The 12749-nt window shown below is 63.9% G+C and carries 11 protein-coding genes and 1 riboswitch; of the genes, 1 reads left to right on the forward strand and 10 read right to left on the reverse strand.

The window, feature by feature from the left end; translation table 11 throughout:
* Nucleotides 1-111 precede the first annotated feature (111 nt).
* Entirely contained in the window at nt 112-1056 is a 945-nt protein-coding gene (locus tag AC5WEY_RS15670) for a proline dehydrogenase family protein (protein WP_495646594.1), read from the reverse strand.
* Nucleotides 1053-2702, reverse strand: a complete 1650-nt coding sequence (gene pruA, locus AC5WEY_RS15675; RefSeq protein WP_495646595.1) for an L-glutamate gamma-semialdehyde dehydrogenase — start codon at nt 2700-2702, stop codon at nt 1053-1055. The genes AC5WEY_RS15670 and pruA overlap by 4 nt, the downstream gene beginning before the upstream one ends.
* Nucleotides 2703-2855: 153 nt before the next feature.
* On the opposite strand from pruA, the gene AC5WEY_RS15680 reads away from it, so the two are divergent.
* Nucleotides 2856-4376 (forward strand): PucR family transcriptional regulator, encoded by a 1521-nt coding sequence (locus AC5WEY_RS15680; protein WP_495646596.1) that lies wholly within the window; start codon nt 2856-2858, stop codon nt 4374-4376.
* Between the two features lie 46 nt (nt 4377-4422).
* Here the strand turns inward: AC5WEY_RS15680 and AC5WEY_RS15685 are convergent, their stop codons facing one another.
* The 8 genes from AC5WEY_RS15685 to AC5WEY_RS15720 all read right to left on the reverse strand — a co-directional run bounded on the left by AC5WEY_RS15685 (nt 4423) and on the right by AC5WEY_RS15720 (nt 12724).
* Entirely contained in the window at nt 4423-5433 is a 1011-nt protein-coding gene (locus AC5WEY_RS15685) for a LacI family DNA-binding transcriptional regulator (protein WP_495646597.1), read from the reverse strand.
* Nucleotides 5434-5508: 75 nt separating this feature from the next.
* Nucleotides 5509-6837 carry a multiple monosaccharide ABC transporter permease gene (gene mmsB, locus AC5WEY_RS15690; RefSeq protein ID WP_032405721.1) on the reverse strand — a complete coding sequence of 443 codons (1329 nt, stop codon included), beginning with the start codon at nt 6835-6837 and terminating at the stop codon, nt 5509-5511.
* Nucleotides 6834-8372, reverse strand: a complete 1539-nt coding sequence (mmsA, locus tag AC5WEY_RS15695; protein ID WP_495646598.1) for a multiple monosaccharide ABC transporter ATP-binding protein — start codon at nt 8370-8372, stop codon at nt 6834-6836. Before mmsA ends, mmsB begins: the two co-directional genes overlap by 4 nt.
* A gap of 8 nt (nt 8373-8380) precedes the next feature.
* Nucleotides 8381-9517, reverse strand: coding sequence for a multiple monosaccharide ABC transporter substrate-binding protein (gene chvE, locus AC5WEY_RS15700; protein WP_495646599.1), 1137 nt, complete (start codon nt 9515-9517; stop codon nt 8381-8383).
* Between the two features lie 194 nt (nt 9518-9711).
* Nucleotides 9712-10515, reverse strand: a complete 804-nt coding sequence (locus AC5WEY_RS15705) for an ABC transporter (RefSeq protein WP_495646600.1) — start codon at nt 10513-10515, stop codon at nt 9712-9714.
* A 32-nt stretch (nt 10516-10547) separates the two neighbouring features.
* A complete protein-coding gene (locus AC5WEY_RS15710) occupies nt 10548-10862 on the reverse strand; it encodes a DMT family transporter (protein ID WP_057476314.1) in 315 nt (104 codons plus the stop codon).
* A gap of 14 nt (nt 10863-10876) precedes the next feature.
* Nucleotides 10877-10937, reverse strand: a riboswitch (guanidine-III (ykkC-III) riboswitch).
* A 45-nt stretch (nt 10938-10982) separates the two neighbouring features.
* Complete coding sequence (locus AC5WEY_RS15715) at nt 10983-11711, reverse strand: TIGR03943 family putative permease subunit (RefSeq protein ID WP_495646601.1); 729 nt, start codon at nt 11709-11711, stop codon at nt 10983-10985.
* Between the two features lie 8 nt (nt 11712-11719).
* Nucleotides 11720-12724, reverse strand: coding sequence for a permease (locus tag AC5WEY_RS15720; protein ID WP_495646602.1), 1005 nt, complete (start codon nt 12722-12724; stop codon nt 11720-11722).
* Between the last annotated feature and the right edge of the window lie 25 nt (nt 12725-12749).

The following is a 12749-nucleotide window of genomic DNA, read 5'->3' on the forward strand; positions in this document are numbered from 1 at the left end:
GTCCGTTCCCCGCGTTCACGCCGACTGTCTCACGATCAGCCTGGCAAAGAACGGATTCTGCGCGCGTCTGGCAAATGCGCGCGCTTGCCGGCATCCGTGGCCGTCGACCCCCTACGTCCGCGACATCAGCGATCGCGCGAAGAACATCAGGTTGGCGGGTCGCTCGGCCAGTCTCCGCATGAAGTAGCCGTACCACTGCTCGCCGTACGGCACGTACACGCGAACGTGTCGATCGGCGTCGACGAGCCGCCGCTGCTCCTGATCTCGGATGCCGTAGAGCATCTGGAACTCGAAGTCCTCGGACGACCTGCCGGCGGCCGACGCGAGTGTCTCGGCGGCCTCGATCATCTCCGGATCGTGCGAGGCCACCATCGGGTAGCCGCGGCCGTTCATCAGTATCTTCAGGCACCGCAGGTACGAGTCGGACACCTCCCGTGTTCCCTGGAACGCCACCGAGGACGGTTCGTTGTACGCCCCCTTGCACAGTCGGATCCGCGATCTCGGTCCCGACAACTCCACGCAGTCCGCTTCGGTTCTCCTCAGGTACGCCTGCAGCACCGTGCCCAGATCGGGAAAGTCCACGCGGAGTTCACGCACGATCGACAGTGTCGAATCGGTGGTCGTATGGTCTTCGGCATCGACCGTCACCCACACGCCTGCCGCCTCGGCTGCCGCGCAGATCCTGCGCGCGTTCTCGAGTGCAAGATCTCGATGGATTCCTTGGCCGAGGGCCGAGAGTTTGAGCGAGACCTCCAGTGCGTTGGTCGTGCCGCGTCGGGACGAAAAGCGTTCCATCAGAGACAGATACGAGGCGACGGTGGCGCTCGCCTGAGCTCGGTCGGTGGTGTCCTCGCCGAGATAGTCCACGGACACGAATCGACCCGAGGCCAGCAGGGCGTCGACAGCGTTGACGGCTGCGGGCTCCGATTCGCCCGCCACGAAGCGGTCGACGAGAGCGCGAGTGGCGCGCATTCGCGTCACGGTCGCCTGCAGTTTGGGCGATCGTGCGGCCGCCAACAGCGCCGGCCGGAGGGGATTGTTCAGCAGGGTGGTCATCGCGTGCCCTCGCCTTCCTGGTGTGGGTAGCCGTGGGTGGTCGGCGGGACGAACGTTTCCTTCACGGTGCGGGCCGAGGTCCAGCGCAGCAGGTTCTGCGGTGAGCCGGCCTTGTCGTTGGTTCCCGACGCGCGGGCTCCGCCGAACGGTTGCTGACCCACCACTGCGCCGGTCGGCTTGTCGTTGACGTAGAAGTTGCCGGCTGCGAATCGCAGTGCCGCATGGGCGTGTTCGACGGCAGTGCGGTCGGTGGCGATGACGGCACCGGTCAATGCGTACTTCGATCCGGTGTCCACGGTGCGCAGTGTCTCGGCGTAGGCGCCGGGCTTGCTGTCGTCGTAGACGTGCACGGCCAGGATCGGTCCGAAGTACTCGGTGGTGAACGCCTCGTCGGTCGGGTCGTCGCCGAGGAGAACGGTGGGGGAGACGAAGTAACCCTCGGAATCGTCGCACGTTCCGCCGGCGGCGATGGTCAGGCTGGGTACGGATTTGGCTCGATCGAGTGCAGCTGCATTGCGGTCGAACGCCTTTCGGTCGATGACGGCTCCGCCGTAGTTCGACAGATCGGTCACGTCGCCGTACTTCAGCGCCGACACCTGCTCGATGAACGTCTCACCCATCGAAGCCCACAGCGATTTCGGAACGAAGGCCCGAGAAGCGGCCGAGCACTTCTGTCCCTGGAAATCGAAGGCACCGCGAATCATGGCCGTGGTCAACACATCCGGATCGGCGGAGCTGTGCGCGACGATGAAGTCCTTGCCGCCGGTCTCGCCGACCAGCCGGGGGTACGAGTGGTAGTTCGAGATGTTGTTGCCCACCTCGCGCCACAGCGTCTGGAAGGTTGCGGTGGACCCGGTGAAGTGGATGCCCGCCAATCGTGGATCGGCCAGAGCCACCTCGGACACCATTGGTCCGTCGCCGAGGACCAGGTTGATCACACCCGGTGGCAGACCGGCGGCTTCGAGAAGCTGCAGCGTCAGATACGCGGCGACGGCCTGGGTGGGGGAGGGCTTCCACAGCACGGTGTTGCCCATCAGTGCAGGCGCGGTGGGCAGGTTGCCGGCAATGGCGGTGAAGTTGAACGGGGTGATCGCGTAGACGAACCCCTCGAGTGGGCGGTACTCGACGCGATTCCACACTCCCGGGGCCGAGACCGGCTGATCGGCGAGAATCTGTCGAGCGAACGCGACGTTGAACCGCCAAAAATCGATCAGCTCGCACGGCGCGTCGATCTCGGCCTGATAGGCCGACTTGGACTGGCCGAGCATCGTTGCGGCAGCGATCCTTTCGCGCCAGGGGCCGGACAGCAGGTCGGCTGCTCGCAGGAACACGGCGGCGCGCTCGTCGAACGGGAGGTCCCGCCACATCGGGGCGGCAACAGTCGCGGCGTCGATCGCGTCGCGCACGTCCTGATGGCCGGCATTGGCGAAACTGCCGATGATCGACGAGTGCCGGTGCGGCTCGACCACATTCTCGACAGCGCCGTCGGCGACGCGGTGAACCCCGCCGATGACCTGCTTGATCTCGACGGGCGAGGTCCGGAGCTCGGTCAGGCGTGTCCGCAGTCGGACACGTTCGGCGCTCCCCGGCGCGTAGGTGTTGACCGGCTCGTTGATGGGGGTGGGAACTGATGTGACGGCGTCCATAGCTGCTCCTTCTCGTCGCTGTGTGATGGCTATTGAAGTCCGATTCGGGGAGCGATCAATCAGCTCGTCGGCCAAAGAATCCGTGATGTACTTGTCCGTATGGCCAACACCGTTTCACTGCGATCGCTGCTGACATCCCTGCACAGTGCTGTCGTGGAACTAGTGGTGGCGCCCGCGGGCATCGACATGACCGTCGAGTCCGTTGCGCTGCTCGACGCCGACGACCTGCGTCTGCCGCCGGGGGCGTCCGCCGATCTGACGCTGCTGGTGGGAGTCACCGAGGCGGACGTGGTTCGGTGGTTCGACGATCTGGCTCTGCGTGCCGCAACAGACCGGCCGCGTGCGGTGTTGACCAAGGTGGCCGACTCGACTGCCCTGACCCATGGTGCGCGCGAGACCGGTATCGCCTTGGTTGCCGTACATCGGCAGACGCGCTGGGAGTTGTTGTTGTCCATGACCCGGGGAGTTCTCGACCAGGTGCGCACGCACAGTCCGGACGACGGGACCTTCGGGGCGGACACCGATCTGTACGAACTCGCGCAGACGGTGGCGTCGCTGACGAAGGGGATGGTGAGTATCGAGGACGAGCGGTCACACGTGTTGGCGTATTCGGCATCGGACGATGCGGCCGACGAGTTGAGAACGCTGTCGATCCTCGGGCGTGAAGGCCCGGCCGATTATCTGCGACGGTTGCACGAGCGCGGCGTGTTCGATCGCCTCCGGCGCACCGACGACGTCATCGACGTTCCCGCCGATCATCAACTGGGAATTCGACGACGCCTCGCCGTGGGGATACGGCGAATCTCCGGCAGTCCGACCACTCTCGGAACGATCTGGGTGCAGGAGGGTGCCAGTCCGCTCGCCGACGAAGCCGACGGTGTGCTCCGGGGTGCCTCGGCCGTCGCGGCACGTTTGATCACTCGCATCGCGAATGCCCCGACCAACGAGACCTTGCAGATCCAACGTCTGCTCGGGGCACGAGGGGGCGGAGTGGACGTGCCGTCGCTGGCGTCCGCGCTGTCGATCCCCGCCACCGGTTCCTCGGCGGTCGTCGGATTCGCGTCGTGCGGAGAATTCGACATCGGCGCACTGGCCCCGTCGATCAGATTGCACGCCAGCGCTTTTCGCCGCGATTCATTGGTCACCACCATCGGCGAGCGAATCTACGCACTGTTTCCCGGGGTGGCGTCGGGCACGGGGATTTCGGGATGGACTGCCGACGCTGTGGGGCGAATCGAGAGGCGAACCTCACTGGCATTGCGTGCGGCGGTAGCGGCACCGATCGCCGACCTCGACGCTGTGGCCGTGGCCCGATTCGAGGTGGATCGAGTTCTCGACGGCACCACCGGCGAGGTTCGTGTCACCACGCTGGAGGAATCGAGAACCTCGGTGCTGCTGGGAGAAATTCTCGAATTGATCGGCAATCACGAGCAACTGCGGGACCCGCGTATCGCCGAGCTCGACCGATACGACGCATCCAACGACTCCCGGATGCGCGAGAGCCTCGAAACGTACCTGGCGTGCTTCGGTGACGTTCGCTCCGCAGCCGATCGTCTGCACGTCCACCCGAATACCCTGCGCTACCGCATTCGCCGCGTCGAGCAGATCCTGGACCTCGATCTGACCGATTCCGATGCGCGTCTTCTGGTGGAGATTCAGCTGCGGATGCAATAGGGCCTGCGGCCCACGTGCATAGAAATTCGTAGCAGGCTACGAATTTCTATGCACGTGCAGCACCGCTGCTCGCTCTGATCACCAAGCTCGGCTCGATGCTCGAACGCCTGGTGCTTCGGTTCCCGGTATCGATCTGGTCCAGCAAAATTTCGACACTGCGGACGCCCACCTCGCTGAATTCCTGGCGGATCGTCGTCAACGGAGGTGAGAAGAATTCCGCGTCGGGAACATCGTCGAATCCGATGACGCTGACGTCCTGCGGTACACGTTTGCCCTGAATTTCGAGCGCACGAAGTACCCCGAGGGCCATGGAGTCGTTTCCGGCGAACACTGCTGTGACACATGGAGTTCGGGCCAGCTCGGTTCCGGCCGCGAATCCCGATTTCGCGGTCCAATCGCCGCTGAGCGTGGGCGGCGGTTCGATGCCCGCATCCTCGTGGGCCATCCGCCATCCGGTCACGCGATCGGCGGCCTCGTACCACCCGAGCGGTCCGGCGACGTGCCACACCGCACCGTGCCCGAGGTCGAGCAGATGTGCGGTGGCGGCCCGCGCTCCGGCGATCTGATCGACCGAGACCACTGCCAGTTCGCCTGCGGGAGAACCCTCGACGGCCACCAGTGGAAGTTCGCGGGCCAGCTCCGCGATGTCGCCGCCGTCGGTTCGCAGTGGTGCGATGACGACGACGCCGTCCACTCCCTGTTTCTGCAACCTACGGACGCACGTGATGATCGCCGACTCGTCGAACGACGTCGGAACGCCGACCACAACGGAGTAGCCCGCCTGCCTCGCTGCGGATTCGACGCTGTAGAGCGTCGACACCGGACCGTAGAGGGCGTTGCCGGTTCCGACGATTCCGATGGTGCTGCTGCGGCCGGTGACCAACGCGCGAGCAGCGGTGTTGGGGCGATAGCCGAGCTCCGAGATTGCTTGCTGCACTCGCGTTTTCGTCGCCTCGGTCACGTTGGGGTGACCGTTGATGACGCGAGAGACGGTCTGATGGGACACACCCGCGAGCCGGGCGACGTCGGTCATGGCCGGTCCGCGGGTCGGTGTCATCTTGTCGCAGCTCCTCTGACGTCGTGGAGGACAATCACAGCATGTCCGGTCCCGCACCGCTCGAGACCGTGCCGATCACGTCGTCTTCGTCATCGACGCCGACGTCGGCGGTGCTGTCTCCCCCGGTTGGCCGGGGGAGAACATCTCGGCCGGCACGGGGACGCCGAGGTAGCTGGTGGGTGACTTGGCCAAGTCGCCCTTACTGCCCTTACCGCTCGCTGCGCGACGCTTGGTCCAGATGTCGAACGCCACAGCGGCCAGCAGAACCAGGCCCTTGACCAATTGCACTCTTTCGCTGGGTGAGCCGATGAGCGACATTCCACTGTTGATCACGGCGATGATCAGTCCGCCGGTGAGTGCGCCGACGATGCGGCCCACGCCGCCCTGCACTGCTGCGCCGCCGATGAATGCCGCCGCGATGGCGTCGAGCTCGAAGCCGTTGCCTGCGGTGGGGCCTGCCTGATTGAGTCGACCGGCGAAGATGATTCCGGCCAGGGCCGACAGCACGCCCATGTTGACGAAGATCCAGAAGGTCACCGGCTTGACCTTGATGCCGGACAGTGATGCGGCATGGATGTTTCCGCCGATGGCGTAGACGTGCCGACCGAAGACCGTCTTGCCTGCGAGGGTGGAGTAACCCATGACCAGCACGGCCAGGAGGATGAGTACGTACGGGAGGTTCTTGAAGCGAGCCAATTGCACCGCGATGGCGAGTACGAGAGCGGCGGCGAACGTCATCTTGATCAGGAACAGCGGCATCGCGTCCACGGTCTGGCCGTACTTCTGGCGGCCTGTTCGAGAACGCCACTGGCTGAACACGATTCCAGCGACCGCGAGGATCGCGACGAGCAACGTGAAGATGTCCGCCCCACCCAGTGGTCCGAGTCCCACATTGCCCATGAAGCCGGGCAGAAAGCCGTTCGACAGGGTGCGCACCGGTCCGGGGAACGGCCCGATGCCCTGGTTGCCGAGCACGATGAGAGTGACTGCGCGGAACACGAGCATGCCTGCGAGGGTGACGATGAACGCAGGAATACCGAAGTATGCGACCCAATAGCCCTGCCAGGCACCGATCAAGCCACCGACGATCAACGTGATCAGCACCGCCAGTGGCCATGGCACGTTCTGTTGGACCATGAGGACACCGGCAATGGCACCGGTGGCCGCCACGACCGATCCGACGGACAGGTCGATATGGCCGGCGATGATGATGACGACCATGCCGATGGCCAGGATGAGAATGTACGAGTTCTGCACCACCATGTTGCTGATGTTCTGCGGCACCAGAAGCTGACCGCCCGTCAGCACGGTGAACAGCACGATGATCAGCGCGAAGGCGATGAAGATTCCGCTCTGGCGAAGGTTGCGTGTGAGCAACCCCCGCACGGTCGACAACTGATTCATCGAAGTACTCCTGTTCCACGGGTCATGAGATGCATGAGCGATTCCTGGGTTGCGTCCTCGCGAGTGACCTCACCGGTGATGTGGCCCGCGGACAGCGCGTAGATCCGATCGCACAGCCCGAGCAGTTCGGGGAGCTCGGAGGAGATCACCAGCACCGCCTTGCCGGCATCGGCGAGATCGTTGATGATCGAATAGATTTCGAATTTTGCGCCGACGTCGATTCCTCGCGTCGGCTCGTCGAGAATGAGCACGTCCGGATCGCTGAAGATCCATTTGCTCAGCACGACTTTCTGCTGGTTGCCACCGGAAAGTTTGCCGACTACGGCGGAGACGTTCGGTGCCTTGATGTTCATGCTCTTACGGAAGCCCTCGGCGACTTTGAACTCCTGGTTGTCGTCGACGAAGCCTCCCGTCACCAGTTTGTCCAGCGCCGCGGTGGAGATGTTGCGTTTGATGTCGTCGATCAGATTGAGGCCGTACCGTTTTCGGTCCTCGGTGGCATAGGCGATCCCATGATGAATGGCATCGTTGACGGATTTGACGTGTATTTCCTTGCCGTACTTGTACAGCCGCCCCGAGATGCCGATACCGTAGCTTCGGCCGAACACGCTCATGGCCAGCTCGGTCCGTCCGGCACCCATCAATCCGGCAAGGCCGACGATCTCACCTCGCCGCAACGTGAGGTTGGCCTTGTCGACGACGGTTCGGCCCTGCTGCGTTGGACTGTGTACGGTCCAGTCCTCGATGCGCAGAACTTCCTCTCCCACAGTCGATTCGTGGGGAGGGAAGCGGTGCTCGAGATCGCGGCCGACCATGAGCGAGATGATGCGATCCTCGGTGACGTCGGGGTCTCGCATATCCAGCGTCTTGATGGTCCGGCCGTCACGGATGATCGTGGTTCGGTCGGCCACGGCCGCGATCTCGTTGAGCTTGTGCGAGATGATCACGCAGGTGATGCCCTCGTCCCGGAGGCCGCGCAGTAGATCGAGAAGATGCGCAGAATCGGAATCGTTCAGGGCCGCAGTGGGCTCGTCGAGAATCAGCAAGGTCACGTCCTTTGACAATGCCTTGGCGATCTCGACGAGCTGCTGCTTACCGACACCGAGGTCGCTGACGACGCTGACGGGGTTTTCCCGCAGCCCTACTCTTTTCAGCAGGGCTGCGGCCTCGGAATTGGTTCGGTTCCAGTCGATGAAACCGCGCTTCGACCGCTCGTTGCCGAGAAAGATGTTCTCGGCGATCGAGAGATGCGGACTCAGTGCGAGTTCCTGATGGATGATGACGATGCCCTCGGCCTCGCTGCTCCGGATGTCGGAGAACTGGCACTCTCGACCGTCGAACACGATGTCGCCGTCGAATGTGTCGTGGGCGTACACACCCGACAACACCTTCATGAGCGTCGACTTTCCTGCTCCGTTCTCGCCGCAGATCGCGTGGATCTCGCCGCGATTCACCGAGAGAGTGACATCCTGCAGCGCCTTGACGCCGGGAAATGTTTTGGTGATGCCGCGCATCTCCAGAATCGGGCTCGTCATCGCCGAACTCACTTCAACTGATCCTCGGTGTAGTAGCCACCCTCGACGAGCAGCTTCTCGTAGTTGTCCTTGTAGACGATTTCGGGCTGCAGCAGGTACGCGGGAACGACCTTGTCGCCGTTGTCGTAATCGGTGGTGTTGTTGGTCTCGGGGGTCTGACCGTTGAGCATCGCCTGAGCCATCTGGATGGTGACCTCGGCCAGCTGACGGGTGTCCTTGTAGATCGTGGCGTACTGCTCACCGGCGATGATGGACTTGACCGAAGGAACCTCGGCGTCCTGCCCGGTGACGATCGGGTAGGGCTGACCCGCCGTGCCGTACCCGTTGCTCTTGAGCGCGGAGAGGATGCCGATGGACAGGCCGTCGTACGGCGAGAGCACACCCTGCACCTTCTGGCCCGAGGAATACGTCTTGGTGAGTAGATCCTCCATGCGCTTCTGGGCGGTGGCCGGATCCCAGCGCAGTGTTGCCGCCGTCTCGAAATCGGACTCGCCGCTACCGATCTTCAGAGTTCCCTTGTCCAGGTACGGCTTCAGGGTTTCCATGGCACCGTCGAAGAAGAAGGTGGCGTTGTTGTCGTCGGGCGAACCGGCGAAGACCTCGATGTTCAGCGGGCCTGCGGGCGCGTCGTCCTTGTCGGTGCCGTCCTCGTTCTTCAGTCCGAGACCGACGAGAAGCGACGTGGCCTGATCGACGCCGACCTTGTAGTTGTCGAACGTCGCGTAGTAGTCGACGTTGGGCGAGTTACGAATGAGGCGGTCGTAGGCGATGACGCCGATGCCGTTGTCCTTGGCTTCCTGCAGCTGGGTGGTGATTGCAGTGCCGTCCACCGAGGCCACGATGAGAAGCTTTGCGCCCTGGGTGATCTGGTTCTCGATCTGGTTCACCTGGGTGGGAATGTCGTTCTCGGCGTACTGCAGATCGACCTTGTAGCCCTGACCCTCGAGTGCACTCTTGAGGTTGTCGCCGTCGGCGATCCATCGAGCCGAGGACTTGGTCGGCATCGTGACGCCGATCAGGGCGCCGGCGGTGCTGCCGCCTTCGGCCGGAGCCTCGTCTGCGGTCTTGGTGCTCGAGCCGCACGCGCCGAGCGTGAGGGTGAGTGCAACCGCGGCCGCGGCCATGGATAGGTGTCGAAACTTCATCGTTTCTCCCTGCGTTGTGGAGTAGACCGTGAAGCGGGGCCGTTGGGGTGTCCCATGTGGTTCGCATCACATCAAAACGAAAGTGTGAGCGATAACAACGGCATTGTCAAAGATTTCTTTTCTGCACCTGCGTGAGCAGTGTGAGCGCTAACATCTGCGACGCTTCACACATCCGGAAGGGCGAGTCGAACAGGTCAGTGCAGTTCGTGCACCGACTGCTTGCCGCTCTTGAGCCAACGACCCGGCAACCGGCCGACAAGCTCGCCGAGCGGGTGCACCGCTGCCGACAGAATCTCCACCGAATCCTGCAGGATGTCGATCGAGATGCTCATTCGCTCGATGTTGGGAGCCACCGACGTCAGCGTCTCGGAGAGCTTCACCAACTGGTCCAGTGGCCCGCCCTTGGCCGTCAGACGCTCGACGGCACCGTCCTCGGCCAACATCGTCTCGAGGATCCCGTTCTCGGCGATGGCCCTCTCGATCAAGCCGTCCTGACGAGTCAGCACCTCGAGCGGACCGTCGGTTGCCGTCAGTCGTTCGAGTGGTCCGTTGGTGGCCGTGATGCGATCGAGCAGACCGCCTTCGGCCAGCAATCGTTGGAGTGGACCGTCCTCGGCCAGTAGCCGATCGAGCGGCCCGCCGGGAGCGAGGATCCGTTCGACCGGACCGCCCGGAGACAGCAGGCGCTCGAGGGTTCCGTCCTCGGACGTGAGGCGATCGACGATGCCGCCCTGGGCGAGCAGGCGATCCAATGGCCCGCCCTCCTTGAGGGCGTTGCCCAGGGCGCGGTCGTCGGAAGTGAGCTGACCGAGTTGGGCGAGCAGTTGCATCGTGCCGCCGCGTGGATTGGCCAGCGAGGCCACTCCCGCGGTGCCGGACGCGCCGGTGGCCAGTGCCATTCGGGTGGTTGCCAGCGCTACCTCGGCGACGCCGATCGCCTGTTCGGCAATGGCAATTCCGGCGCGCGCGGGAAGTGTGATCGCTGACACCCAGTTCATGGTTTTACTGTAACTGCTTGTAGCTCGGAAAATCAGTGAAGAACTTTCAGTCCCACCACACATCCGACGATGCCGACCAGAAGCGCGACCTTGAGCAGCGACGCTGCCTCGGCTCCGGTGATCATGGCGTATGCGACGGTGAGGGTGGCACCGATTCCGACCCAGACGGCGTAGGCGGTACCGGTGGGCAACGACCGCATCGCGATCGCGAGACCGACCATGCTGAGCACCACCGCGATTCCGAAAACGACGGACGGCCCCAGTTTGGTGAAACCCTCGGACTTACCGAGCGCGGTTGCCCAGATCGCTTCGAGAACGCCGGAGACGACAAGAATCAGCCAAGCCATCAGAAATCACTCCTCTGACACCGTCTTTTCCAGCGGGTACGGTGCCCCTCGTCCGATTGTCGGAAGTGACTTGTACGATCGTACCAATTTCGGCCGGCGGTGGCCACGGGTTTCGGATTGTCAGTACGCGTACGTGTTCGCCGGTGCCTCGATTCGTTCTACCGTCGACACCGTCATCGTGGGCGTGAATGCGGTGTCCTCGGTCGCCGTGGCCGCGTCGACGACCCCCTGAATCTGTACCCAGGTGCCGTCCGGAATGTCGTCGAGAGCTGCGCTACCTGCGTCGAGATGGATTCGAATCGACCTGGCGTCCGCCGCGCAGCAGATGATCAGAATGCGGGCGAGGTCGAGGCCGCTCGTCGTACCGTCGGTGCGCGGCGAGCCGCCGTTCGCGGTGGCGACAGTGAATCCGGTGACGCGAATCTCCCGGCCGTCGAGACTGCGTTCGGAGTCCCTGACCGCGCGTTGAACAACATCGAGTAGCGGAACCTCGGGTGCAGGCTCGCTCGGCAGTGGCGGAAATGCAGTCTTCTGCTGATCGGCTGCGGAGGTGACCGAACGATCGCCGACCGCTGAGACTCCCAACGCGGGAGGTGCGATGAACAGGATGACCGCGACCGGCACCAGCAACAGCCAGTACGGGCGTGCGTCGTGATCGTGACCGTCACCGTCGTCCGGCCCGCCGCGCCGGATGTCGGCGACGACCGAGGCGACGGCGAGGACCACGATCAACACCCCGGCGGTCAGCAGGAACGGATGCAGTGAGGGTTTGACGTATCGCACAAAGCTGCCGTCCACCGAGATCTTCACCATGGCTCCGCCGAGGAGCAGAAGCAGAAGGTTCTGCACTTCCCGCTTCATCGCGCGCCCAGAACGAGGTAGCCGCACACCGAGGCGCACACGATAGCGACGACGAAGGTCAGCGGCGCGAAGCGCGCAACGAAACCCCGCCCGAAACTGCCTGCCTGCATCGCCATCAGCTTCACGTCGACGGCAGGTCCGACGACGAGGAAGACCAGACGCGGTAGCAGCGGCAGCATCGACATGCTCGCGGCGACGAACGCGTCGGCCTCCGAGCACAGCGCGAGTATCACCGCCAGGACCGCCATCACCAGGATCGACAGCAACACTTGCCCCGCGAGATGCGCGAACACCCAGTCCGGAATCAGCAGGTGCAGCAGGGCGGCGGCAGCCGCTCCGAACACGAGGAACGCCCCGGCCTGCAGCAGATCCGCACGCGCGGATTCGCGGAACGTCGCCCATGTCGAGGTTCCGTGATCGTGTCCACGGTCGGCCAGTCGCGCGGTGATCCACTCCGCCTTGCCGAACCTGGTCCACAGCCAGCCCATCACCAGGGCGGTGGCGAGAGAGCCGAGGAACCGGGCCAGCACCATCCCCGGTTCGCCGGGAAAGGCGACGGCGGTCGAGACCAGGACGACGGGATTGATCGCCGGTGCCGACAGCAGGAACGCCAGGGCCGCCGACGTGGGGACACCCTGATCCATCAACCGACGCGAGACGGGAACGGCACCGCACTCGCAACCGGGCAACGCCATTCCCGCGAGCCCGCTCACGCCGACAGCAGCGGTTTCGTTCTTCGGCACCACTTTCCGAAGCACCGCGGGTGAGACGAACGCTGCGATGCCTCCACTGACGAGCACGCCGAGCACCAGGAACGGCGTCGCCTGCACGAAGATCCCGGTGAAGACGGTCGCCCCGGTTCGTAGGGCGGGGGATGTGGCGACCCAGGCGGACAGGTCGGAACCGAACACGATCCCCAACACGAGCAGAGTTGCGAATATGTGCATGGATGAGACCGTCGGCCTGCTCCTCGTACGGCGATCGGTGTTCGCAGGGAGCATCGCGGTCCATCATGCCCCCTCTGCA

This window comes from Rhodococcoides sp. S146-33 (genome assembly GCF_059489205.1).

Coding starts and splice junctions, on each gene's coding strand:
- AC5WEY_RS15670 (WP_495646594.1), bottom strand. CDS start 1,056: ATGACCACCCTGCTGAACAATCCCCTCCGGCCGGCGCTGTTGGCGGCC.
- pruA (WP_495646595.1), bottom strand. CDS start 2,702: ATGGACGCCGTCACATCAGTTCCCACCCCCATCAACGAGCCGGTCAAC.
- AC5WEY_RS15685 (WP_495646597.1), bottom strand. CDS start 5,433: ATGACACCGACCCGCGGACCGGCCATGACCGACGTCGCCCGGCTCGCG.
- mmsB (WP_032405721.1), bottom strand. CDS start 6,837: ATGAATCAGTTGTCGACCGTGCGGGGGTTGCTCACACGCAACCTTCGC.
- mmsA (WP_495646598.1), bottom strand. CDS start 8,372: ATGACGAGCCCGATTCTGGAGATGCGCGGCATCACCAAAACATTTCCC.
- chvE (WP_495646599.1), bottom strand. CDS start 9,517: ATGAAGTTTCGACACCTATCCATGGCCGCGGCCGCGGTTGCACTCACC.
- AC5WEY_RS15705 (WP_495646600.1), bottom strand. CDS start 10,515: ATGAACTGGGTGTCAGCGATCACACTTCCCGCGCGCGCCGGAATTGCC.
- AC5WEY_RS15710 (WP_057476314.1), bottom strand. CDS start 10,862: ATGGCTTGGCTGATTCTTGTCGTCTCCGGCGTTCTCGAAGCGATCTGG.
- AC5WEY_RS15720 (WP_495646602.1), bottom strand. CDS start 12,724: ATGCTCCCTGCGAACACCGATCGCCGTACGAGGAGCAGGCCGACGGTC.